This window comes from Streptomyces sp. NPDC085946, from assembly GCF_044540485.1.
Classification (GTDB): domain Bacteria; phylum Actinomycetota; class Actinomycetes; order Streptomycetales; family Streptomycetaceae; genus Streptomyces.
This window is the reverse complement of sequence record NZ_JBITSF010000003.1, coordinates 15999-38591: the sequence shown is the minus strand read 5'-3', so window position 1 is coordinate 38591 and position 22593 is coordinate 15999. Positions and strand designations below refer to the sequence as shown.

At 76.3% G+C, this 22593-nt stretch carries 16 protein-coding genes and 1 pseudogene; 9 read left to right on the top strand and 8 right to left on the bottom strand.

The genetic code is table 11. The annotated features are described in order from the left end of the window. Positions 1-1098 precede the first annotated feature (1098 nt). Together ACIF8T_RS08095 and ACIF8T_RS08090 are read right to left on the bottom strand one after the other, a co-directional pair. Positions 1099-2620, bottom strand: a pseudogene (locus ACIF8T_RS08095) (hypothetical protein); the annotation flags it as partial. Between the two features lie 49 nt (positions 2621-2669). After that, positions 2670-2864: a hypothetical protein gene (locus ACIF8T_RS08090; protein ID WP_400032431.1), complete on the bottom strand. Its 195-nt coding sequence runs from the start codon at positions 2862-2864 to the stop codon at positions 2670-2672. A 301-nt stretch (positions 2865-3165) separates the two neighbouring features. Here ACIF8T_RS08090 and ACIF8T_RS08085 point away from each other — a divergent pair, with 301 nt between their 5' ends. From ACIF8T_RS08085 to ACIF8T_RS08065, 5 genes are all read left to right on the top strand, one after another. Next, a complete protein-coding gene (locus ACIF8T_RS08085) occupies positions 3166-3558 on the top strand; it encodes an ankyrin repeat domain-containing protein (RefSeq protein WP_400032429.1) in 393 nt (130 codons plus the stop codon). A gap of 300 nt (positions 3559-3858) precedes the next feature. Beyond that, positions 3859-5277 carry a HEAT repeat domain-containing protein gene (locus tag ACIF8T_RS08080; protein WP_400032427.1) on the top strand — a complete coding sequence of 473 codons (1419 nt, stop codon included), beginning with the start codon at positions 3859-3861 and terminating at the stop codon, positions 5275-5277. Between the two features lie 223 nt (positions 5278-5500). Next, complete coding sequence (locus ACIF8T_RS08075; RefSeq protein WP_400032425.1) at positions 5501-6628, top strand: glycosyltransferase family 4 protein; 1128 nt, start codon at positions 5501-5503, stop codon at positions 6626-6628. A gap of 227 nt (positions 6629-6855) precedes the next feature. Beyond that, positions 6856-7995, top strand: a complete 1140-nt coding sequence (locus ACIF8T_RS08070) for a glycosyltransferase (protein ID WP_400032423.1) — start codon at positions 6856-6858, stop codon at positions 7993-7995. Then, positions 7992-8873, top strand: a complete 882-nt coding sequence (locus tag ACIF8T_RS08065) for an SGNH/GDSL hydrolase family protein (protein ID WP_400032421.1) — start codon at positions 7992-7994, stop codon at positions 8871-8873. Before ACIF8T_RS08070 ends, ACIF8T_RS08065 begins: the two co-directional genes overlap by 4 nt. Before the next feature lie 86 nt (positions 8874-8959). On the opposite strand, the gene ACIF8T_RS08060 is transcribed toward ACIF8T_RS08065, so the two are convergent. Genes ACIF8T_RS08060 through ACIF8T_RS08040 form a run of 5 tightly spaced genes read right to left on the bottom strand, consistent with a single transcriptional unit; the run spans position 8960 to position 13374 of the window. Next, positions 8960-9829, bottom strand: a complete 870-nt coding sequence (locus ACIF8T_RS08060) for a biotin-dependent carboxyltransferase family protein (RefSeq protein WP_400032419.1) — start codon at positions 9827-9829, stop codon at positions 8960-8962. After that, positions 9826-10449 carry a 5-oxoprolinase subunit PxpB gene (gene pxpB, locus ACIF8T_RS08055; RefSeq protein ID WP_400032417.1) on the bottom strand — a complete coding sequence of 208 codons (624 nt, stop codon included), beginning with the start codon at positions 10447-10449 and terminating at the stop codon, positions 9826-9828. The genes ACIF8T_RS08060 and pxpB overlap by 4 nt, the downstream gene beginning before the upstream one ends. Next, positions 10446-11204 (bottom strand): LamB/YcsF family protein, encoded by a 759-nt coding sequence (locus ACIF8T_RS08050; RefSeq protein WP_400032415.1) that lies wholly within the window; start codon positions 11202-11204, stop codon positions 10446-10448. The genes pxpB and ACIF8T_RS08050 overlap by 4 nt, the downstream gene beginning before the upstream one ends. A 44-nt stretch (positions 11205-11248) precedes the next feature. Beyond that, positions 11249-12076: a putative hydro-lyase gene (locus ACIF8T_RS08045; RefSeq protein WP_400032413.1), complete on the bottom strand. Its 828-nt coding sequence runs from the start codon at positions 12074-12076 to the stop codon at positions 11249-11251. Continuing rightward, a complete protein-coding gene (locus ACIF8T_RS08040; protein ID WP_400032411.1) occupies positions 12073-13374 on the bottom strand; it encodes an MFS transporter in 1302 nt (433 codons plus the stop codon). The genes ACIF8T_RS08045 and ACIF8T_RS08040 overlap by 4 nt, the downstream gene beginning before the upstream one ends. A 128-nt stretch (positions 13375-13502) precedes the next feature. Here ACIF8T_RS08040 and ACIF8T_RS08035 point away from each other — a divergent pair, with 128 nt between their 5' ends. From ACIF8T_RS08035 to ACIF8T_RS08020, 4 genes are all read left to right on the top strand, one after another. Further along, entirely contained in the window at positions 13503-14207 is a 705-nt protein-coding gene (locus tag ACIF8T_RS08035; RefSeq protein WP_400032409.1) for a GntR family transcriptional regulator, read from the top strand. Between the two features lie 117 nt (positions 14208-14324). Then, positions 14325-15851: a hypothetical protein gene (locus ACIF8T_RS08030; protein ID WP_400032407.1), complete on the top strand. Its 1527-nt coding sequence runs from the start codon at positions 14325-14327 to the stop codon at positions 15849-15851. 31 nt (positions 15852-15882) lie between these two features. Next, complete coding sequence (locus ACIF8T_RS08025) at positions 15883-16764, top strand: hypothetical protein (RefSeq protein WP_400032405.1); 882 nt, start codon at positions 15883-15885, stop codon at positions 16762-16764. Between the two features lie 53 nt (positions 16765-16817). Beyond that, the gene (locus tag ACIF8T_RS08020; protein WP_400032403.1) at positions 16818-21521 is read left to right on the top strand and encodes a hypothetical protein; all 4704 of its coding nucleotides are present in this window, start codon (positions 16818-16820) and stop codon (positions 21519-21521) included. A gap of 123 nt (positions 21522-21644) precedes the next feature. On the opposite strand, the gene ACIF8T_RS08015 is transcribed toward ACIF8T_RS08020, so the two are convergent. Next, positions 21645-22388, bottom strand: coding sequence for a hypothetical protein (locus ACIF8T_RS08015; RefSeq protein ID WP_400033083.1), 744 nt, complete (start codon positions 22386-22388; stop codon positions 21645-21647). Between the last annotated feature and the right edge of the window lie 205 nt (positions 22389-22593).

Sequence of the window (22593 nt, the reverse complement as noted above, 5' to 3'; positions counted from 1 at the left end):
GGCGGTGGGGCAGGCGGGTCGGGTCGTCCCGGTGACCCGGGACCCGGTGACCACCGCTCGGTGGTGCCGGGACCGGGCTGGGTCTCGGCGGGACCTGGCTGTGCTGCGGCAGGCACTACCGCCGTGGTGTGGGCGGGCGCCGCCACGGCGTCGGTGGGGGAGGTGGGTCGGGCCGTTCCGGTCATGGCGGTCCTGGCGGTCACCGCTCGGTGATGCCGGGACTGGGCTGGGCCCCGGTGGGGACCGGTTGCCCCTCGGCGGGACCCGGTTGTGCTGCGGCAGGCACTGCCGCCGTGGTGTGGGCGGGCGCCGCCACGGTGTCGGTATAGGGGAGGTGGGTCGGGCCTTCCGGTTACCAGGGTCCCGGCGGTCACCGCTCGGCTTCGGCGGGCACGGCCACGGCCTCGGCGGGGACCGCGTTCGCCTCGGCGAGGGCCGCGTGCACCTGGGCGGGGGCCGCCTTCGCCTCGGACGGTACGGGCTTGATCTCGACGGCCACCGGCTCGGACCCGGAGGGGACGGGGTTGACGTCGGGCGGCCCCGGCCTGGCCCCGACGGCCGCCGCGTCGGCCTCCGGCGGCACCAGCGCGACTTCGGCGGCCACCGGCTCGGAGTCGGAGGGCAGCGGCTCGACTTCGAGAGCCACGGGCTCGAGCGCGGACGCCACCGGTCCGGACCGGGACGGCACGGGCTCGACCTCACCGGCCACCCGTTCGGCCGGTACGCGCCCGGCTTCGCCGCAGGCCACCGGTGCGGCCCCCGACGGCCCCGGCTCGGCCTCAAGCGTCACCGGCTCCGCCACGGACGGCACCAGCAGCTCCCCTTCGGTCGGCGCCTGCTTCACCTCGAGCGTCACCGGCTCCGCCGCGGACGGCACCAGCTCCGCTTCGGTCGGTGCCGGCTTCACCTCGACCGCCACCGGCTTCACCGTGACGGGCAACGCCTTGGACTCGATGCGCACCGCCTTCACCCTGGCGGTCGCCGCCTTCGCCCCGGCGGCGACCGGCTCCCTCTCCAGGGAGACCGGCCCGGGTACGGGCAGGGGTTCGCCCGCGGGGACGGGTTCCGTTCCGGTGGGCTCGGACGGGGTGCCCGTCGCGGCGTCCGCGGGGGTGGTACGCGGCGGCAGGAGGTCCAGCACGGCCTGCCGGTGGGCCGCGCCGGTCGCGTCGTCGTAGGGGTCGGGAGTGGCCGGGACCTGGAGGCGGTGGACCTGGCCCGTGCCGAGGCGGGCGTAGCCGCGGCCCGGCGGGACGGCGTCGACGGGCGTGGTGTGCGGGGGCGCGCCGAGGGCCGTCTCCAGCTGCCGGGCGGTGGCCGGGCCGAGCACGACCCGCGCGCGCGTGTGCTGGCGCACCGCGTCGCTCAGGGCGTCGAGGCCGTCCAGCTGGTCGGCGACGACCACCGTGACGTTGGCCGGGCGGCCGTGCCGCAGCGGGACCTGGAGCAGGGACTGCGGGTCCCTGCGGCCGTCGGCGGCGGCCAGGTGGGTGAAGGCGCTCGGACGGTCCAGCAGGATCCACAGAGGGCGCCTGGTGTCGGCCGGCGGGGGGTGGCCGGCCTGGTGGGCGCGGTTGACGGCGATCAGGCGGCGCTCCGTCTCGTGCGCCGCCCACTCCAGGCTGGCCAGCGCACCGGTCAGCCCGCACTCCACGGCCAGGACGCCGTCCCGGCCGATCAGGCAGGCGTACTCGCCGGTGCCGCCGCCGTCGACGATGACGACGTCGCCGTGGCGCAGCGCCTGGAGGGCGATGGACCGCAGCAGGGTCGAGGTGCCGCTGCCGGGCTGGCCGAGGGCGAGCAGGTGGGGCTCGGTCGACCGGATGCCCGTGCGCCAGACGACCGGGGGGACGTCGCGCCGCTCCACGCCGTGGGTGAGGGGGAGCGTGCGCTGGACCCGGGTGGGGTCGGTGAAGCCGAGGACCACTTCTCCGGGAGCCGTGACGAAGCGCTGGGCGGCGATGTCGACGGGCAGGGGCGCGAGGACGTCGAGCGTGAGCTCGTTGCCCTCCTCGTCCCAGACGAAGTGGTACTCGCGGCCCCGGCCGGACTTCGCGGCGAGCAGGTGCTCGATCCGGGCGCGGGCCCCGGCCTCGCCGTCCGGGAAGTACGCCGGGTAGCTGACGGCCAAGTGGGTGATCCGGCCGGCGCCGTCGAACTCGTAGGCGGGGAAGGCCTTCTCCCACTCGCCGCCGTGCGCGTACAGGGGCGACGGGTCCTCGGCGGTGGAGAAGTGCGGGACGAGGGCCTCGTACAGCGCCTTCAGGCGCTGGATCTGCGACTCGTCGGGCCCCTCCGGGACCGGCGGGGTGCGGTCCCGGCCCTGCCAGGCCGCGGCCGCCATCAGGGTGATGACGGCCAGCAGAGGGCCGTACGGCACCAGGGCCACCGCCAGGATCACCGAGGCCACCATGAACAGCAGCGCACCGCGCTTGTCCTTGGGGGTGTCGGCCACCTTGCGCCGCCCGGCCGAGGCCAGCCGGCGCAGACCACGGGTGATCGTGATCAGTGGGTGGAGGACGTCGGTGGCGCTGTCGGCCGCCGTCCGGGCCAGCTCCTTGCTCCGGGCGAGCTGTGCGCCGCCGTTGCTCAGAATGCGGGGGAGGGGGCGCCGGGCCACTGCTGCCTCCTGGGAGTGCGTACGGGCGGGTGGGGCGTCAGGAGGGGACTCAGAACTTGATGCCGCCGAGGAGGCTCGCCAGGCTCTCGCCGCCGGCCTTGATGCTCGGCGCGATGGCCGTGCTCGCCAGGTAGAAGCCGAACAGGGCCGAGACGACGGCATGGGAGGCCTTGAGGCCGTCCTTGCGCAAGAAGAGGAAGACGATGATGCCGAGCAGGACGACACCTGAGATGGACAGGATCATGGGGTTCTCCTGGTTCGCGGGGGACAGTCACCATGAGTACTTCCAGGATCACAGCATGTATCCATACGATAAAAGGTGCAAATGGTGGAAATTCGGAAGTTTTCCCACCAATGGCGGGGCGGTGCTTGACCCGGCCGGGCCGCGCGCTTGCGTGCGGTCCCGTCTGCGGTGATCTTTACCTCGGGCACATCGGGTCATGTGCCGCGCGAGCCAGTACCCTGGCGATTCACCCGTACGGCCGCGCCGCTCGCGGCCGTACGCCCTGATTCCCCGACATACGCAGTGAGAGGTGGTCCGGCCGATGACTGAAGCCCCCGACCCCGAGGTCGTGGAGCTGGCGACCAAGATCTTCGATCTGGCCCGGCGCGGGCAGACCGAGGAACTCGTGGCCTACGTCGACGCCGGGGTTCCGGCCAACCTCACCAACGACCGCGGCGACTGTCTCGTCATGCTCGCCGCCTACCACGGCCACGCCGGCACGGTCCGGGCGCTGCTCGCCCGCGGCGCCGACGTCGACCGGGTCAACGACCGGGGCCAGACCCCGCTCGCCGGCGCCGTCTTCAAGGGCGAGACGGAGGTGGTCAGGGCGCTCCTGGAAGGCGGCGCCGACCCGGCCGCGGGCACCCCGTCGGCCGTCGACACCGCCCGGATGTTCGCCCGGACCGAGGTCCTCGAACTCTTCGGCGAGCACTGATCCGAGCGCGCTGACCTGTAAGAACACCACCAACGGGGGAGGCGGTACCAGGCCGCCGAAATATCGGTCGCGGCAGGTCGGAGTGCCGGGTCATCATGACGTCGTGGTTCACGGACGTGATGGCTGGGCAGGTGATGCCGCACCGCGCGGGCCGTGCTGCGGCCCGCATGGGCCACCGACGAGAGGCAGAGGAAGATGGTCTACAGCAAGCAGGAAACGGCGGGCGCCCCGACGTGTTGTCACGCGGCCAGGTAGTGCACGTCCCCGGTTGCGTCGACGCTTGATGTGAGGCTGTTTCCCATGTTCGATCCGGTCATAGCGCCCAGCGGTACGCTGCTCGGCCTGCTCCAGAGGGGCCGCGGCGACGGCACACTCCACGCGCTCACCGCCCCCCGCGCCGAGGCGCTCGCGGCGCTGAACCACTGTGTGCTGCGCGACCCCCGCCACGACTGGCAGGTCGAGAACCGCTCCCTCTACTACGCCCGCCTGTACCTCGATCTGCACGGCGAACTCGACGCGATCGAGGCCCACCTCTTCGACTCCGAGGACGTCCTCGACACCGACGAGACGCGCACCGGGCTCGCCCTGGCCGTCCTCGGCCACCTCGCCTCCTACGGCAGGCGGGACGCGCTCCACCTGCTGCGCAGGTACGCCGCCCACGGCTCGAACTGGGCCTGGGCCCTGGACGAACTCGCCCTGCGGGACGACGACGCGGGACTGCGGTCCCTGGCCGCGCCCGTCCTCGCGCGGTTCGCCACCGACGCCGAGGGCGAGGCCGAGCTGGCCGCCGCCGTCCGCGACGCCTTCGAGCCCCGGCCCTGGCGGTTGTGGGCCGACGACCCCCGCGCGTCCATCGCCACGCGCGTGCGCGCCGCCCAGGAAGCCGGCTGCTTCGACCGATGGCAGCGGCAGATGCGGTCCACCGGACCCCGCCCGGGCTGGAGCGTGCAGGCCGTCTTCGACTGGGCCCAGCAGGGCCTCGAACGCGGCACCGCCCTGCACGTCCCGGCCGCCCGCTGCCTCGGCGCCGTGGCCGGACCCGAGGACCGGCCCGCCATCGTCCGGGCCGCCCGGGACGGCACCGAGGGAGCCCGGTGCACCGCCCTGCGCTACCTCGCCGACAGCAACGACCCCGACGCCCTCGACCTGATCGAGGCGGCCGTGGCCACCGGCCCGGCGGCCGTCACCGACGCCGCCGTCGACGCCTTCGAACGCATGCGCAGCGTCGCCGCCGTCGACCGGGCGCGCGGCTGGGCCCGCCGGCCCGACGCCCTGGGCGCCGCCGCCGGACGCGTGCTCGCCTGCCGGGGCGGGACCCGCGACCGGGACCTCGTCCTCGCCGCCCTGCGCGAAGCCGTACGGGGGGAGGGCCCCGACGCCCCGACCCTGTGGACCCTCGTCGACGGCACCGGGCGGCTCGGCATCGCCTGCGCCGCCCCCGTCCTGCGCCATGTCTACCGGGAGACCGCCTCCTCCCATCTGCGCGGCCGGGCCGCCCGCGCCTTGGCCGCCACCGACCCCTCCTTCCCCGCCGGCTTCGCCGTCGAGTGCCTGTGGGACTGCGAGGAGACCACCCGCGAACTGGCCGCCCGCCACGCCGAGACCGGCGACACCCGCGTCGTCGAACGCCTGCGCCGGCTCGCCGCCGACCCGGCCGAGGAGGCCGAGGTGCAGACCGCCGTGCGCAGCCGGATCGGTCCGGAGGGGACCGCCGTCTGACTGCCGGTCCGGGGACAGCGGCGGTGCGCGGCCGTCCGGCCTCCGTTCCCGGGACAGCGGCGGTGTCGCGGCACCGGCGGGTGAACGAGCGATGACCCGCGGGTCAGGCGGGCGTGGACACCGCCTGACCCGCGCGGGTGCGGAGCGCAACGCTCATGGGACGTTCCTCGGCCGGAAAGATCGACGTTGACGTGGCCACGTCGCACCCGGCGACAACACCGGTATGCGTGTCGTCATCGTCACCGAATCCTTCCCCCCTGATGTGAACGGCGTGGCCCACTGCGCGCTCCAGACCGCCCGGCACCTCGTCGACCGCGGTCACGTCCCCGTCGTCGTCGCCCCGGCCCCGTCGCCGGGCACCCCGTCCGGCGCCGTCGCGCCCTGCCCCGTCGTCCACGTCCCCTCCCTCCCGCTCCCCGGCTACCCCCAGGTGCGCGTCGCCCTCCCCAGCCGGCGCGTGGCCGCGGCGCTCGCCGAGCACCGCGCCGACGTCGTCCACCTGGCCAGCCCCTTCGTCCTCGGCGTCCGCGGGATGGCGGCCGCCGCCCGGCTCGGCGTGCCCGCCGTGGCCGTGTACCAGACCGACCTGGCCGGATATGCCCGCACCTACATGGGCGCGGGCGAGGCCGCGGCCTGGCGGCGGATCCGCTCGGTGCACGCCGCCGCCGACCTCACCCTGGCCCCGTCCGGCGCGGCCCTGCGCGACCTGGAGGCGCACGGGGTGCCCCGGGTCAGGCTGTGGCCGCGCGGCGTGGACACCGACCGGTTCCGGCCCGGCCACCGCGACGAGGCCCTGCGCCGCGACCTCGCGCCGGACGGCGAGCTGATCGTCGGCTACGTCGGCCGGCTCGCCCCCGAGAAGCAGGTCGAACTCCTGGCCGGGGTGTGCGGCCTGGCGGGCGTCCGCGTCGTGGTCGTCGGCGACGGGCCCAGCCGGCCCGGCCTGGAGCAGGAGCTGCCCGGCGCGGTGTTCCTCGGGCGCCGGACCGGCGACGACCTGGCGCGGATCTTCGCCTCGCTCGACGTCTTCGTCCACACCGGGCCGTTCGAGACCTTCTGCCAGACCGTGCAGGAGGCCATGGCCAGCGGTGTGCCGGTCGTCGCGCCCGCCGCGGGCGGTCCGCTGGACCTGGTTGCCCACGGCCGCAGCGGGCTGCTGGTGCCGCCGCGCGACGCGGCCGCCGTACGGGACGCGGTCGCGGCACTGGCCGCCGCCCCGGAGCTGCGCGCCGCGTTCGGCACCGCCGCCCGCGCCCTGGTCGAAGGGCGCACCTGGGCGGCCGTCGGGGACCAGCTCATCGGGCACTACGCGGATGTGCTCGCCGGGCGGGAGGCGGTGGTGGCGGCATGAGCGCCGGGAGGGTCCACGGCACGGGGGGTGACGGCGTGAGCGCCGGGACGAGCCCGGGCGCGCGAGGCGGCGGCGTGGCCGGAGGGCCGGCCGGACCGGGTGCGGCCGGCGCGGCGCCGCCCCCGGATCGCGGCGGGGCGGGAAGCGCCCCGCGGACGGACGGCGGGGGCCGGGGCGGCGGCGCCCCGCGGGCGGGTCGCGGGGCCGGCGGGGACGCGCTGCGGATCGTGCGGCTCGCCAACTTCGTCGCGCCCGCGTCCGGCGGTCTGCGCACCGCCCTGCGCGAGCTCGGCAAGGGCTACCGGGCGGCCGGGCACCACCCCGTCCTCGTCGTCCCCGGCGAGCGGGCGAGCGACCGGGAGACCGAGCAGGGCCGGATCGTCACCCTGCCCGGACCGCTGCTGCCCGGCACCGGCGGCTACCGGGTGCTCACCGACAAGCGCGGGGTGGCCCGGCTCCTCGACGAGCTGGCGCCCGACCGCCTGGAGGTCTCCGACCGCACCACCCTGCGCTGGACCGGCAAGTGGGCGCGGCGGGCCCGCGTCCCGGCCGTGATGGTCTCCCACGAGACCGCCGACGGCGTGCTGCGCACCTGGGGCCTGCCGGAGGGAGCGGCCCGGCGGGCCGCCGACGCGCTCAACGTCCGTACGGCCCGCACGTACGCGCGGGTCGTCTGCACCACCGAGTTCGCCGAACGGGAGTTCGTCCGCATCGGGGCCCGCAACGTCGTCCGGGCACCCCTCGGGGTCGACCTGGCGGAGCGGCACCCGGCGCTGCGCGATCCCGCGCTGCGCGCCCGGCACGCGCGCGAGGACGAGACGCTGCTCGTGCTGTGCTCCCGCCTCTCCGTGGAGAAGCGGCCCGGTACGGCGCTGGACGCCCTGGAGGCGCTGCGGCGGCGCGGCCGGCCGGCGGTCCTGGTGGTGGCCGGCGACGGGCCGCTGCGCGCACGGCTCGAACAGCGGGCACGGCAGCGGCGCCTGCCCGTCGCTTTCCTCGGGCACGTCTCGGACCGCGGCCTGCTCGGCGCGCTCCAGGCGTCCGCGGACGTGTGCCTGGCGCCGGGACCCGCCGAGACGTTCGGGCTCGCCGCGCTGGAGGCGATGGCGTGCGGCACGCCCGTGGTGGCGAGCGCGTCCTCCGCGCTGCCCGAGGTGATCGGCGAGGCGGGCGCCGTCGCGGCGGACCACGGCGAGGCCTTCGCGGACGCCGTCGAACTGCTGACGGAACGCCGGGAGGCGGACCGGCGGGAGGCGGCCCGCGCGCGTGCCGCGTGCTTCGGGTGGGACACGGCGGTCGCCGCGTTCCTCGCCGCCCACGACGCGACGGTCTCGCCGCGTCCGTCCGTGGCCGGGGGCGTGGCATGAGGCCGGCGCGCTTCGTCGCCCTCGGCGACTCGCTGACGGAGGGCGTGGGCGACCCCGTCGGCGGCGGACGGCGCGGCTGGGCCGCGCTGCTCGCCGCCGGGCTCGCCGAGGGCCCCGTCGACTTCCGCAACCTCGCCGTCAGCGGGGCGCAGACGCGCGACGTGCTGGAGCGGCAGCTGCCCGCCGCGCTGGCCCTGCGGCCCGACCTGGTGTCCGTCGTCGTCGGCGTCAACGACACCCTGCGCAGCACCTTCGACATCCACGCCGTGGCCGCCCGGCTCGACACGGTCTACGGAGCCTGCGCCGGGCGGGGCGCGGCCCTGCTCACGGCGTGCCTGCCCGACCCGGGCGCGGTGCTCGGGCTGCCGGACGCCCTGGCCCGCCCGCTGGCCCGGCGGCAGCGGGCGGTGAACACGGTCGTCCACGCCCTGTCCGACCGCCACGGCGCCCTGCACCTGCATGCGTGCGGGGGCGACTGGGTCTCCGACCGCGCCCTGTGGAGCGCGGACCGGCTGCATCCCGGCGAACGGGGGCACCGGCAACTGGCCGTGCGCTGCCACGCGCTGCTGGCGGAACACGGCCTGGCGACGGGGCCCGCGCCCTCGGCCGAGCCCGAGTTCCCCGCTCCCACCAGGGCGGCGCGCCTGCGCCTGCTGGCCACGGCGGGCACCGGCTGGGTGGCCCGGCGCTGCACCGACCTGCTGCCGCAGCTCCTGGTGCTCGCCGCCGACGAGCTGCGGCACCGGGCGCGGGGCACCGGCGCCCGGCTCGACCTGCGGTCGTCGGCCGCGGCGTCGGCGGCGCTGGCCGCGCTGTCCGCGGGGGAGCGACGGCCGGCCGCCGCACCGGCCGAGTCCGCGGCGGTGACGTACGGCTGAGTGCGCGGGTGCGTCCGGGGCGGTGGTGCGGGGCGTGTCGCCGCCGCTCCGTCCGCGGCCGTGACGCACACCCGGCCGCCGGGGGGTCAGCGGCGGCGCACCGCCACGAACCGCACCGGTGTGCCCGGCACGGCCTGTGCCGCGGCCGCGAGGTCGGCCGCGCGGACCACCGCGATCACCGGGTAGCCGCCGGTGGTCGGATGGTCGGCGAGGAACACCACGGGCAGGCCGTCGGGCGGGACCTGGACCGCGCCGAGGACCATGCCCTCGCTGGGCAGTTCGTCCGGCCGGGCCCGCTCCAGGGCGGGCCCGGCCGTGCGCAGTCCGATGCGGTTGCTGGCGGAGGACACCTGGTACGCGCGCGAGGTGAAGGTGCGCACGGCCTGAGCCGTGAACCAGTCGTCGCGCGGGCCGAGCGTGACCCGCAGGACGAGCTCGGCCGGGGGCGCGGGCTGCGGGGCGGTGTCCACGCGCGCGCGGGGGACGCGCGGGGCGCCCAGCGGCAGGACGGCGCCGTCCGTGAGCGGCGGCGGTCCCAGGCCCGACAGCAGGTCGGTCGAGCGGCTGCCGAGCACCGGCTCGACGACGACGCCCCCGGAGACGGCCAGGTAGCCGCGCACGCCGGCGGTGGCCGGTCCCACGTCCAGCAGCGCCCCGGCGGGCACGTGCACCGGCGCGCCCCAGGCGGCCGGGCGTCCGTCCACCGTCACCCGGCACGGGGCGCCGGTGACCGCGACGGTGACCGCCGAACGGGGCCGCACCGCGCACCCGTCGAGGGTCGTCTCCAGGACGGCCGCCTCCGGCCGGTTGCCGACCAGCCGGTTGGCCAGGGCCGCCGCCGGCCCGTCCAGGGCCCCGGAGCGGGGCACGCCGAGGTGGGCGTGCCCGGGGCGGCCCCGGTCCTGCACGGTGGTCAGGGCACCGGCGCGTACGACGGCGAGCGCGCGGTCCGTCACGACGCCTCCGCCCCGACCGGGACGAAGCGCACGCGCGTGCCGGGCGACAGCAGCGCGGCCGGCACGCGCGCGGGGTCCCACAGCACGGCGTCCGTCGTCCCGATCAGCTGCCAGCCGCCCGGCGACGAGCGCGGGTACACCCCCGTGTACGGGCCCGCCAGCCCCACCGACCCGGCCGGGACGGCCGTGCGCGGCGTGGCCCGGCGCGGGACGTCGTAGCGGGGCGGCAGGCCGGTGAGGTAGCCGAAGCCGGGCGCGAACCCGCAGAACGCGACGCGGAACTCGGTGGCCGCGTGGACGGCGGCGACCTCCCGCTCGGACACGCCCCAGTGCGCGGCGACGTCCGCCAGGTCCGGGCCGTCGTAGCGCACCGGGATCTCCACCACCTCGCGCGCGGGAGGGGGCGCGGGAGGAACGTCGGCGGCGGTCAGTTCCCGGGCGAGGCCGGCCGGGTCGTCGAGGCCGTCGAGGAGGACCGTGCGGGCCGCGGGCACGATCTCGCGGACCGCCGGCGCCCCCCGCTCCCGGCGCCGCAGCAGCTCCGCGTGCAGCGCCTGCGCCTCGTCGCCCGAGGAGACCTCCACGAGCAGGGCGTCCTCGCCGACGCGCAGGACTCTCACGCGAAGGCCTCCACCCGGACCCCGGAGGCCTCCAGGCGCTCCCTGACCCGGCGGGCCAGGTCCACCGCCCCGGGCGTGTCGCCGTGCAGGCACAGCGACCGCGCGCGGACCTCGATGCGCGCCCCCGTGCGGGAGACGACCTCGCCGGTGCGGGCCAGTGCCACCGAACGCTCCACGACGGTCTCCGGATCGGTGATCACGGCACCCTCCCGGGAGCGCGGCACCAGGGTGCCCGCGTCGGTGTACGCCCGGTCCGCGAACGCCTCGGGTACCACCGGCAGCCCGGCCTTCCCGGCCAGGTCCAGCAGGCGCGAGCCGGGCAGGCCGAGCACGGGCGGCGCGGCCCCGGCCAGGAGCACGCCGTCGACCACCGCGCCGGCCTGCTCCTCGTCGTGCACGACCCGGTTGTAGAGCGCGCCGTGCGGCTTGACGTACGCCACGCGCGTGCCCGCGGCGCGGGCGAAGACCTCCAGGGCGCCGATCTGGTACGCCACCTCGGCCGCCAGCTCGTCGGGCGGCACGTCCATCGCGCGCCGCCCGAACCCGGCCAGGTCCCGGTAGGAGACCTGGGCGCCGATCCGCACCCCGCGCTCGGCCGCCAGCGCGCACACCCGCCGCATGGTGACCGCGTCCCCGGCGTGGAAGCCGCAGGCCACGTTGGCGCTGGTGACGACGGACAGCAGGCCCTCGTCGTCGGTCAGGCGCCAGCGGCCGAACCCCTCGCCGAGGTCGGCGTTCAGATCGATGGAGGTCATGCTTCCAGTGTCTCCTTCCCGGACCGCGCGCGACCGCCGGTCCGTCAGACCACGCGGTACTGCTCGTCGCGGGCGTCGGTCAGGAACATGCCGCCCGGCGCGTGGGTGAGGGCGAACGGCGGGCGGGAGGCCGTCACGGCGGCCTGCGGGGTCACTCCGCACGCCCAGAAGACCGGGATGTCGTCCGGTTCCAGGTCCACCGGGTCGCCGAAGTCGGGGCGGCCGAGGTCGCCGATGCCGAGCCACGCCGGGTCGCCGCAGTGCACGGGGCTGCCGTGCACCGCGGGCAGCAGGCCGGTCTCCCGGATCGCCGCCGCCAGGTGCTGCGGCGGCACCGGGCGCATGGACACCACCAGCGGCCCGTGCAGCCGTCCCGCCGGCCTGCACCGCCGGCCGGTGACGTACATCGGGACGTTGCGGCCCTGCTCGACGTGGCGGACGGGGACACCGGCCGCGGACAGCGCCGCCTCGAAGGTGAAGCTGCACCCGATCAGGAACGACACCAGGTCCTCGCGCCAGTACGCGCGCGCGTCCGTCGGTTCGTCCACCAGCTCGCCGTCCACCCACACCCGGTAGCGCGGCAGGTCGGTGCGCAGGTCCGCGCCCTCGGCGAGGACGGTCCGCCAGGACCCGGCGTCGGTGACGTCCAGGACCGGGCAGGGCTTGGGGTTGCGCTGGCAGAACAGCAGCACGTCGTACGCCCAGTCGGCGGGCACCGCGATCAGGTTGGCCTGGGTGTGGCCGGCCGCGACCCCGGCGGTGGGGCCGGTCAGCCCCGCCCGGAACCGGGCGCGGGCCGTCCGCGGGCTCCACGCGTGCGCGCGGGGGTCGACGGCCGTCACGGGACGGTCCTGCGCGGAGGCGCCGGTCATGTCAGTTCCTTCCCGCGCGTCTCCGGCAGCCCCAGCAGGGCCAGCGCCGCCAGGCCGTAGCCGAGCGCGCCGAAGACCAGCGCGCCGCCCACGCCCCAGCCGTCCGCCAGGAAGCCGACCGTGGTGGGGAAGACGGCGCCCACCGCGCGTCCGGTGTTGTACGTGAAGCCCTGCCCGGTGCCGCGCACCGCCGTCGGGTACAGCTCGCTCAGGTAGGACCCGAAGCCGCTGAAGATCGCCGACATGCAGAACCCGAGCGGGAAGCCGAGCACCAGCAGCAGCCCGTTGGCGCCGCTCGGGATGTTCGCGTACGCCAGGATGCACAGCGCCGACAGCAGGGCGAACAGCCAGATGTTGCGCCGGCGGCCGAGCCGGTCGGTGAGGTAGCCGCCGGTCAGGTAGCCGAGGAACGCCCCGGAGATCAGGAACGTCAGGTAGCCGCCGGTGCCGACCACGGACAGGTCGCGCTCGGTCTTCAGGTACGTCGGCACCCAGGTGGCGAGCGTGTAGTAGCCGCCCTGGACGCCGGTGGAGAGCAGCACCGCGAAGGCCGTGGTGCGCAGCAGGCCGGGCTTGAAGATCGCCGTGAACGAGCCCCGGCCGGCGCTGCGCTCCCGCGCGGCGACCGCCTCCGGCGCGTCGTGGACGCTGCGCCGCACCCACACCACCAGCAGGGCGGGCAGGGCGCCGGTCCAGAACATGATGCGCCAGGCCAGGTCGTGGTCCACCAGGGAGAAGACCAGCGTGTACACGATCACGGCCAGCGCCCAGCCGACGGCCCACGAGCTCTGGATCGCGCCGAGGGTGCGGCCGCGGTGCCGGGCACCGGCGTACTCGGCGACCAGGATGGCGCCCACCGCCCACTCGCCGCCGAAGCCCAGGCCCTGCAGGGCGCGGAAGACCAGCAGCGTCTCGTAGTCGGGCGCGAAACCGCAGGCCACCGTGAAGACGGCGTAGGTGATCACGGTCAGCAGCAGCGCCTTGACCCGGCCGACGCGGTCCGCCAGGACGCCCGCGAGGGCGCCGCCGACCGCGGAGACCACCAGGGTGACGGTCGTGAACAGGCCGGTCTGGCCGCTGTCCAGGCCGAAGTACGCGGCCAGCGCGACCATGCCGAGCGGCAGGGTGAAGTAGTCGTAGGAGTCCAGGGCGTAGCCGCCGAACGCGCCGGCGAAGGCACGGCGGCCGCGCGGCCCCAGGGCGCGCAGCCAGCCCAACGGGCCGTCGTCGGACCGCTGTTCATCCGCGTCCGGGTGTGTGCCGCCGGTCAGGGCCGGTGAGGGAGGGGTCGTGCTCATGGGCACCTCGCAGGAGAGGACGGAGGGTGCTTCAGACGTGAGCCAACGCAGAAGAACGTAGAGGATCGTTCAACGATCCTTCAATACCCCCGTTGTCTCGTCCTCCCGGCTGCGCTTGAATTCCGGGCATGGCAGAGCAGTTGACGGACCTGGCCGACGACCGCGCGCTCCTCGGGCGCACCAGCACCGCCGAGCGGGTCTCGGACATCCTCAGGAGCCGCATCGCCGACGGGTACTTCCCGCCCGGGACCCGGCTGTCCGAGGACAGCATCGGCGGGGCCCTCGGCGTCTCCCGCAACACGCTGCGCGAGGCGTTCCGGCTGCTCACGCACGAGCGCCTGCTGGTCCACGAGCTCAACCGCGGCGTCTTCGTGCGGATGCTGGCCGTCGAGGACGTCGAGGACATCTACCGCACCCGCAAGCTCGTGGAGTGCGCCGTGGTCCGCGGCCTCGGCGAACCGCCGTACGGGCTCGACGCCCTCGCGGCGGCCGTCGGACAGGGCCGGCGGGCGGCGCGCGAAGGTGACTGGAAAGCGGTGGGTACGGCCAACATCCACTTCCACCGGGAACTGGTCGCCCTGGCCGGCAGCGCGCGCACCGACGAGCTGATGCGCAGCGTCTTCGCCGAACTGCGCCTCGCCTTCCACGTCGTGGACGAGCCCCGCCCGCTGCACGAACCCTACATAACGCGCAACGCGGACATCTTCGAAGCCCTGCGGGCCGGGGACCGGGCCACGGCCGAGCGGCTGCTCGCCCGTTACCTCGACGACTCCCTGGAACGGGTCGTCGAGGTGTACCGGCGGCAGGTCGGGGAGGAGGGCCGGCGGTCCTGACCCCGGGGCGCGGCCGGGAGGTCCGGCGCTCCTGAGCGGGCGGCGCGGCGGCCGTGGCCCGGGAGCCCGTCTGTGCCGTTTGGGCCGATGTCAGACCGAGGACCTAGTCTGTGCACCGTGACTTCGCCTGCATCGACGGACAGCGTTCCGCCCCAGCTCAGCGCGGGGCCGCGCCCCGCCCCGGGGCCGGCCGCCGACGAAGGGCTGGCGCGGCGGCTGCGCGCGCTCGCCTGCACCGCGCCGCTGCACGATCTCGACGCCCGCAAGGCCAACCTCGCCGGCGAGTACACGGTGTACGGCATGGCGGAGATCGCCCTCGCGGCGATCGACCTCGTCACCCTCAACATGGACTTCGACACCGGCGCCGACCACGAGCAGATCGTCGCCCGCCTGATCCCGCGCATCGCCGCCCAGGCCCCGCGGCGGCCCGCCGCCGAGCACGAGCGGGTGGCCCGCTGGGTCCTGGAGAACCTGATCAACGTCGGCAGCGTCGACCGCGGCTTCCGCGCGGTGTACGGCACGTTCGCGCCGGACGGCACCTACGTGCGCCGCGACTACGACTTCAAGCTGATCGAGGAGGTCCCCGGCCCCGGCGGCACGGTCTACCTCCGCACCACCGACGAGGCGGTCAACGTCCTCGTCGGCGCCCTCGACACCGACGTCACCAGCGCGCAGATCGCCGCCGAGGTCAAGCTGGAGGTGCTCATCAGCCGCGGCCGGCTCGCCGACGCCCAGCTCGCGGCGGAGCAGGCCCGCTACCGGACCGTGCAGTACTCCGAGACCCTGCGCAAGGCCCTGGAGACGACCCGGCGCAACGTGCGCGCGGTGGACTGGCTCAACGCCGTGCCCGACATGATCGCCGAGGCCCTCGACCACGTCGCCGACCGCTACCGCCACGAGAACGCGATCCTGACCAACATCCGCAAGGCCCGCGACGAGACCGAGGAGCCCGAGCACAAGCGCCGCGCGGCCGAACTGGTCGACATCGTCAAGGACTGCATCCGCCGCCACACGCAGCTGCAGTCCCGCCTGCTGGAGGCCGGACCGCTGTTCCGCGCCGAGCAGGACCGGCAGGCCTTCGCCACCCCCCCGTCCACGGCCGGGATCGACCTGTACGGCCAGCTCGTCGCGCCCGTCCTGCCGCTGCCCATGGAACAGGCGGTCCGGGTCACCGACGCGTTCTTCGCGCGCGGCACCGGGCTGCGCACCCCGGTGTCCGTCCGGGTCGGCGACCTCGTCGACATCCTGCTGACCCCGCCCGTCGAGCGGGAGCACCTGGGCGCCGAGATGCCGGAGCCCGACCTCATCGCCACCCCGGACGACAGCCGGTTCAGCGAGGAGCAGCTGGCCGCCGCCATGGAGCTGCTCGACCTGCCGGCGGACGCGCCCCGGCGGCTGTCCGGACTGCTGGCGCAGGCCCGCCGGACCGACCCCGACCTGCCCTACCTGGTGGCCCTGCTGGCCATCCACGCGGCCAGCCCGCCGGTGGGGACGGCCTACCGGCAGGGCGAGGAGAAGCTGCTGTTCGCCGTGGACGACGGGACGGAGCTCGACGACCCCGAGTTCGGCGGCGCCGACCTCATCGTCGGGACCGCCCTGCTGGACGCGGCCGGGATGGCGGCGGACAGGACGGAAGCAGCATGAACGAGCACCACCGCGACAAGGAGCACCGACCGTGAGCGAGCACGTCGAGTGGAGCGAGCCGGAGGCGCCCGCCGCGGCGGCGTCCGCCGCCGTCACCCCCGCCGACGCCGCCGACGCGGCGCGGCTCGTCGCCTTCGGGCTGCAGCCCAAACTGCAGCCCGCCCGCGACCAGGAGTACGCGGACCTGCTGCGCCGGTACCGCGAGGACCCGCCGTTCGCCCGGCTCGCCGACGCCGTGGCGACGGGACTCGGACTGATCGTGCTGGAGGTCTCCCCGCGCGCGGGCATGGCCGTGACCGCCGCCGAGGACTCCGTCTTCGCCGTCCGCATGGGGGACTACGCGCGTCGTACGGCCACCGACTCCGGCGACCGGTTCCTGCACGGCCTCGCCCATCTCGCCGTCGCCGCCATGGCGTTCCCGCGCCCCGAGGACCTCGCCGACGACGGCTACATAGGACGCGTCACCGTCAACGGCGTCGACTCCTTCGTCCGGCAGGCCTGCCACCGCCTGGAGGAGCGGGCCGCCGAGCAGGGCGAGAACACCGACCCGGTCACCGACGCGCCCGGCCTGGAGGCCGCCTGGCGGATCTGGGCCAGACGCAGCGCGACCGGCGCCACCAAGGACGCGCGCCGCCCGGCGGGGTCGACCACCGGCATCGTCGCCAAGGCCGTCGCCTTCCTCACCGACTCCGGGTTCCTGCAGCGCACCGGCGACGACCACGGCGGCACGTACCGCACGACGGCCCGCTACCAGCTCCAGGTGCGCGACATGGCCGGCAGCGCCGCGATGGCCGAGCTGCTGGAACTGGGCGTCGTCCCGGTCACCGACGGCACGCCGACCCTGCTGCCCGCCGAGGACGGCGACGACCTGGACCTGGTGGCCGACGCGGGCCTCCCGTTCCACGCCCCCTGACCTCCCCTTTCCCCGAACCGCCCCTGTCTTCCGAAGACTTACGAGAGTCCGCCATGTACGAGCTGTCCCGGGTCCGCCTCTACTCCATCGGTCCCGCCGGTGCGCGCTACGCCGACACCGTGCTGGACCTGCGGGGCGTGGGCGAGCCGGTGCCCGACCCCGCGCCGACGCAGGCGGAGTTCTTCGAGGAGGAGCCCGTCGGGCCGCCGCGCCGCCCCGCGCCCGCCGGCGTGCTGTTCCTGGAGAACGGCGGCGGCAAGTCGGTGCTGCTCAAGCTGATCTTCTCCGTGATGCTGCCCGGCCACCGCAACACCCTGGGCGGCGCCAGCTCCGGCGTGCTGCGCAAGTTCCTGCTCGCCGACGACTGCGGTCACGTGGCCCTGGAGTGGCAGCACGTGCAGACCGGCGAGTGCGTCGTCGTCGGCAAGGTCAGCGAGTGGCGCGGGCGGCAGGTCTCCAGCGACCCGCGCAAGTTCGCCGAGGCCTGGTACTCCTTCCGGCCCGGCCCGGGCCTCAGCCTGGACGGCCTGCCCGTCGCCGAGTCCACCTCCGTACGGCCGCCCGCCGAGGGCCAGTCGGGCGCGCGCGGCCGGCGCCGCACCATGAAGGGCTTCCGCGACGCCCTCACCGAGGCCGGCAAGACCTACCCGCACCTGGAGGTGCACTGGGAGGAGATCCACGAACGCTGGACCGACCACCTCGGCGACCTCGGACTCGACCCCGAACTCTTCCGCTACCAGCGGGAGATGAACGCCGACGAGGGCGAGGCCGCCGGCCTGTTCGCGGTCAAGAAGGACTCCGACTTCACCGACCTGCTGCTGCGCGCCGTCACCGACACCCGTGACACCGACGGACTCGCCGACCTGGTCGGCGGCTTCGGCAACAAGCTGGGCCGGCGCGCCGAGCTGATCGCCGAACGGGACTTCACGGCCGGGTCCGTGGACCTGCTGGGCCGCATCGTCGAAGCCGCCGGCGCCCGCACCCGCGCGCGTGACGTCCACACCGCGGCCGAGCGCCGCACCCGGACCCTGGCGCGCAGGCTCACCGCGCGGGGCGTCCGCGAACGCGCCCGGGCCGCCGACCTGGCACAGCGGGTCACCGCCGCCGCGTACGCCGTCACCCACGCCGAGGCGGCACGCGAGCGCAGCGCCCTGGTCTCCGCCGAACTCGCCTACCGCCACGCCTCCCTGGCGCTCACCGCGGCCGAGAAGGCCGCCGCCGCGCAGAAGCGCGAGCTCGCCGACGCGCGCACGCTGCACGCCGCCTGGCAGGCCGCCGAGGCCGTGCTGCGCCACCGCGCCGCCGCCGACCGGGTCGCGCGCGTGTCCGCCGCCATCCAGGAAGCCGAACGCGACGCGGCCCCGGCCCTCGCCGCCCGCGCCAGGGCCGCCGTCGACCTGGTCCGCGCCCTGCACGCGGCCGCCGACAACGCGGAGAACCTCGCCAACGAGGAGGAGGAGCGCTCCGCCGCCCTCCAGCAGGCCGGCGACGCCGCCCACCGGGACTCCACCGCCGCCGCCACCGAGGCGCAGCGCGCCCGCAGCGAGATCGGGCACCTGCGCCAGCGCCTGGCCGAGGTCGAGCAGGAGACCGCCGAGGCGGTGCGCGCCGGCTGGCTCGACGACAGCGCGCCCGACGCGGACCCGGCCCGCGCGGCCCTCGCCGCCAGCGACGCCGAGAAGACGGCGGTCGCGGCCTGGGACTCCGCCCGCGAGGCGGCCCGCCGGGCCACCGAGCACGCCCGCGAGGCGGCCGCCGCGGAGACCCGCGCCGAGCTGACCGCCGCCCGGGCCGCCGACGCGGCCACCGCCGCCGAGCGGTCCTACGAGGGGGAGCGGCGCACCGCCGAGGCACTGGCGGCGGAGGAACGGCTGGCGGAGGTGCTGAGCCTGCCGGCCGCCCGGACGGGACGGACCGCGGTGCCCGGGCCGCGGACGGGATCCGACACCGCCTCCGGCGGCGCGGCGGCCGACGGGGACCGCGCCGGCGGACCGGGCAAGGGCACCCCGCGCCCCTCCGCCGACGGCCCCCTGACCGCCGAGGAACTGGACCGCTTCGCCGACGACCTGCGCGGCCTGCTCGACGACGCCGTCGCCTCCGCCGAACGGCAGCTGTTCGACCTGCGCACGGCCGCCGCCGACGACGCCCGGATCCTCGGCGCCCTCGGCGACGGCGGCCTCCTGCCGCCCGGCCCCGACGTCCTGGCCACCGTCGAGTACCTCGGCGAGCACGGCATCCCCGCACTGCCCGGCTGGCGCTACCTCGCCCAGGCCGTCGACCCCGCCGACCACGCGCGCGTGCTGGCCGCCCGGCCCGAACTCGTCGACGGCGTGATCATCACCGACCCCGACTCCCACGCCCGCGCCCGCCAGGCCCTCGGCGACGCCGCGCTGCTGCCCCGTTCCGCCGTCGCCGTCGGCACGGCCGCGGCCCTGCTCGCCCCCACCCCCGCCCCGGACGCGGACACCGGGGACGTCTTCCTCGTGCCGCCGAACCCGGCCATGCACGACGAGCACGCCGCCGACGAGGAGCGGCAGGCGCTGCGCGCCCGGGCCGCCGAGCGGGACGAGGAGATCCGCGCGCTCGCCGCCCGGCTCGGCAAGGACCGGGAGCTGGCGGCCCGGCTCGCCTCCTGGCGCACCGGCTGCCCCGCCGGCCGACTCGCCGAGCTGGCCCGCGCGGCGGAGGAGGCCCGCGCGTTCGCCGAGGAGGCCGAGGCGGAGCTCGCCGAGGCGCGCACCGTCCGCGCCGAGGCCGACGAGGCAGCCGCCGAGGCCGTCCGGGTGCGGGACGAGCGGCAGGAGGCCGCGCAGAAGGCGCGCCGCGCCGCCGACGCCCTCGCCGGACTCGCCTTCCGGCTGCGCGAGCGGGCCGGCTGGCAGGCCCGGCTGCGCGAGCTCGCCGACGAGGCGACCGAGGCCGAGGCCCGCGCCCAGGCCTGCCTGGAACGCGCCCGCGCGGCCGACGAGGACCGCCGCGCCACCCAGCGCGCCGCCGACGACGCCCGCCGCACCGCGCGGGCGCTGCGCGCCGAGCGCGCCGAGATCGCCGGCGCCCCCGACGACGTCCCGCAGGACGGCGCGGCGGCCCCGCAGGCGTCCCTGCCCGCCCTGCGCGAGGCCTACCGGGCCGCCTCCCAGGTGTACGAGAAGGTCGGCGTCGGCGCCGACCTGCGCGCCGAGCAGGCCCGCGCCGAGAGCGACGAGAGCGCGGCGCGCGCCGAGCTGGACCGGCTCAGCAACAAGGTCCGCACCCGGGCCGAGCAGCTGCTGGAGTCGCCCGACGGCTCCGACGGGCCCTCCCGGCAGGCGGCCGCCGCGCGCGCCGAGGAGCTGGTGCAGCTCCTGGAGACCCGGATGTCCACCGCGAGCGAGCAGCTCGGGCGGCTGCGCAGCGACGCCGAGCGCCTCGCCCCCAAGGACGGCGACGCGCACACCGAGCTGCCCGAGGACCTGGTGCCGCGCGACGCCGAGCACGCGCAGGCACTGCTGCGCACGGCGACGGCCGAACTGGCCGCGCGCACCGAGGCGCTGGACCGGTCCCGGGAGGCCCACGCCGAGCTGCTCGACGCCCACCGCGCCGCCGAGGACGCGGCGGCCGGCTTCGACGAGATCGCCGCGATGCTCCGCGACCTGCTGCGCGAGCACACCCCCGACGAGGAGCAGGAGGAGCCCGAGCCGTACCCGGGCAGCCTGGAGGAGGCCCGCCAGTCGGCCGCGGAGGCCCGCCGCTCCCTGCGCGGCTGCGCCGCCGACCTGTCCGCCGCCGAGGCCGCCGTGCGCGAGGCCAGTGACGTCCTCGTGCGGCACGCCAACTCCACGCGCTACGAGCAGGTCCGCACCCCGGCCCGGCAGCAGATCCGCGAACTGCCCGCCTCCGCGCTGCCCGAGCACGCCCAGAAGTGGGCGGACGCCTTCGCGCCCCGGCTGCGGGTCCTCACCGACGAGCTGGAGCAGCTGGAGCGCAACCGCGACTCGATCGTGGACCGGCTCAGGGGGCTCGTCGAGTCGGCCCTCGCCACGCTCCGGTCCGCCCAGCGCCTCTCCCGCCTGCCGGAAGGGCTCGGCGAGTGGTCGGGGCAGGAGTTCCTGCGCATCCGGTTCGAGGAGCCCGACCAGGCCACCCTCACCGAGCGGCTCGGCGAGGTCGTCGACGAGGCGACCCGCGCCGCCGTCAGGAAGAACTCCGACCTGCGGCGCGACGGCATGTCCCTGCTGCTGCGCGGTGTCGCCGCGGCCCTCCAGCCCAAGGGCGTCGCCGTCGAGATCCTCAAGCCGGACGCCGTGCTGCGCGCCGAGCGGGTCCCCGTCGGCCAGATGGGCGACGTCTTCTCCGGCGGGCAGCTGCTCACCGCGGCCATCGCCCTGTACTGCACGATGGCCGCGCTGCGCTCCAACGACCGGGGCCGCGACCGGCACCGCCACGCCGGTACGCTCTTCCTCGACAACCCGATCGGCCGCGCCAACGCCACCTACCTGCTGGAGCTCCAGCGGGCCGTGGCCGACGCGCTCGGTGTGCAACTGCTGTACACCACCGGCCTGTTCGACACGACGGCCCTCGCCGAGTTCCCCCTGGTGATCCGGCTGCGCAACGACGCCGACCTCAGGGCCGGGCTGAAGTACATCCGCGTGGAGGAGCACCTGCGGCCGGGCCTGCCCCAGCAGACCGGGGCCGAGGAGGCGGTGCACAGCGAGATCACGGCGACGCGCATGTACAAGCGTCCGGCGCCGGGGAGTACGCCACAGCTCACCAGGTGACGGAAGGACGCGGGAGGGGACGGCTGCTGGGCCGGGCGGTCCCTCCGGCCCCCCGGCCGTCGCCTCGTGACGGGTCCGGCCCGGTCCGGCCCGATTCGGCCCGGCCCGAGCCGTCCGGAGCGGTCAGGAGTGCGACAGCTGCCCCGCACCGCCCCGGCGCCGTATGCGCTCCTGCGTCCGCTCGGCGGTCCGGGCCCGCCGGCGGGCCCGGCGCCGCTCGCGCCGCAGGGCCCGCGCGGTGCTGCTGGGCGTGGACACCACACCGTTGCGCTGGTTCCAGACCTGGCGCGTCACCCACACGTCGAGGGCTCCCCAGGTGGCCACCACCGTGCTGACCACACTGCTGATCACCATGGGGAAGGCCAGCCAGGACCCGGCCATGGTGCACAGGAAGGCCACCATGGCCTGAAGCAGGGTCACGGCGATGATGAGGCCCGCGCGCACGGCCGCGGCCCGCACCGGATCCGGCAGCCGGCGCCGACGCGCCGGTTCCTCGATCCACAACGGCCGGTAGGAGGGCTGTTCACCGGCGCGACCGTCCTGGTCCGCGCCACGCGCTCCGGCGGCGCCCTGCCGGGCGGCCCTGTCCGTCCGGTCCGCCACCGGGGTCCCCCGGTGGCGGACCGGACGCCCGGCCGCCGCTCCGGCCCCGTACGCCACGGGCTCCCCGCTCGCCCCTTCCTCGACCCCGGCCGCCCGAACCGCCGTCGCCCCGGCACCCCGGGCATCCCGCGCAAGCCCGCGCCCGTCCGCCGTCCCGCCTCCGGCCGCCGGCAGGCCGCGGTCCAGCGCCTCGGCGCCCCGCCGGTCCGTCTCCCGTACCGCTTCGCCGTCCTCGGGCGCCCTGTGCCGCTCCGCCGTGCCCATCACCGTGTCACTCCCCACCGCCAGCAGACCATCGGCCCGGTCCGAAGACCCGGTTCTCCACTGGCTGCCCGGCTTGCGCTGCTTTACGCCGCCCGGGTGCGGCACACGGCTCCTGTGACCGATTCCGCCCCCGCTTCCCACGGGCAAGGACGAACGGACCGTCAGGAAGATTCCCAGGAGGGAAAAAATTCGGCCAACCGGTACG

Bases quoted from the DNA above. Each gene is read 5' to 3' on its own strand.
- ACIF8T_RS08090 (WP_400032431.1), bottom strand. From the start codon at position 2,864: ATGATCCTGTCCATCTCAGGTGTCGTCCTGCTCGGCATCATCGTCTTC.
- ACIF8T_RS08085 (WP_400032429.1), top strand. From the start codon at position 3,166: ATGACTGAAGCCCCCGACCCCGAGGTCGTGGAGCTGGCGACCAAGATC.
- ACIF8T_RS08080 (WP_400032427.1), top strand. From the start codon at position 3,859: ATGTTCGATCCGGTCATAGCGCCCAGCGGTACGCTGCTCGGCCTGCTC.
- ACIF8T_RS08075 (WP_400032425.1), top strand. From the start codon at position 5,501: ATGCGTGTCGTCATCGTCACCGAATCCTTCCCCCCTGATGTGAACGGC.
- ACIF8T_RS08065 (WP_400032421.1), top strand. From the start codon at position 7,992: ATGAGGCCGGCGCGCTTCGTCGCCCTCGGCGACTCGCTGACGGAGGGC.
- ACIF8T_RS08050 (WP_400032415.1), bottom strand. From the start codon at position 11,204: ATGACCTCCATCGATCTGAACGCCGACCTCGGCGAGGGGTTCGGCCGC.
- ACIF8T_RS08045 (WP_400032413.1), bottom strand. From the start codon at position 12,076: ATGACCGGCGCCTCCGCGCAGGACCGTCCCGTGACGGCCGTCGACCCC.
- ACIF8T_RS08040 (WP_400032411.1), bottom strand. From the start codon at position 13,374: ATGAGCACGACCCCTCCCTCACCGGCCCTGACCGGCGGCACACACCCG.
- ACIF8T_RS08035 (WP_400032409.1), top strand. From the start codon at position 13,503: ATGGCAGAGCAGTTGACGGACCTGGCCGACGACCGCGCGCTCCTCGGG.
- ACIF8T_RS08020 (WP_400032403.1), top strand. From the start codon at position 16,818: ATGTACGAGCTGTCCCGGGTCCGCCTCTACTCCATCGGTCCCGCCGGT.
- ACIF8T_RS08015 (WP_400033083.1), bottom strand. From the start codon at position 22,388: ATGGGCACGGCGGAGCGGCACAGGGCGCCCGAGGACGGCGAAGCGGTA.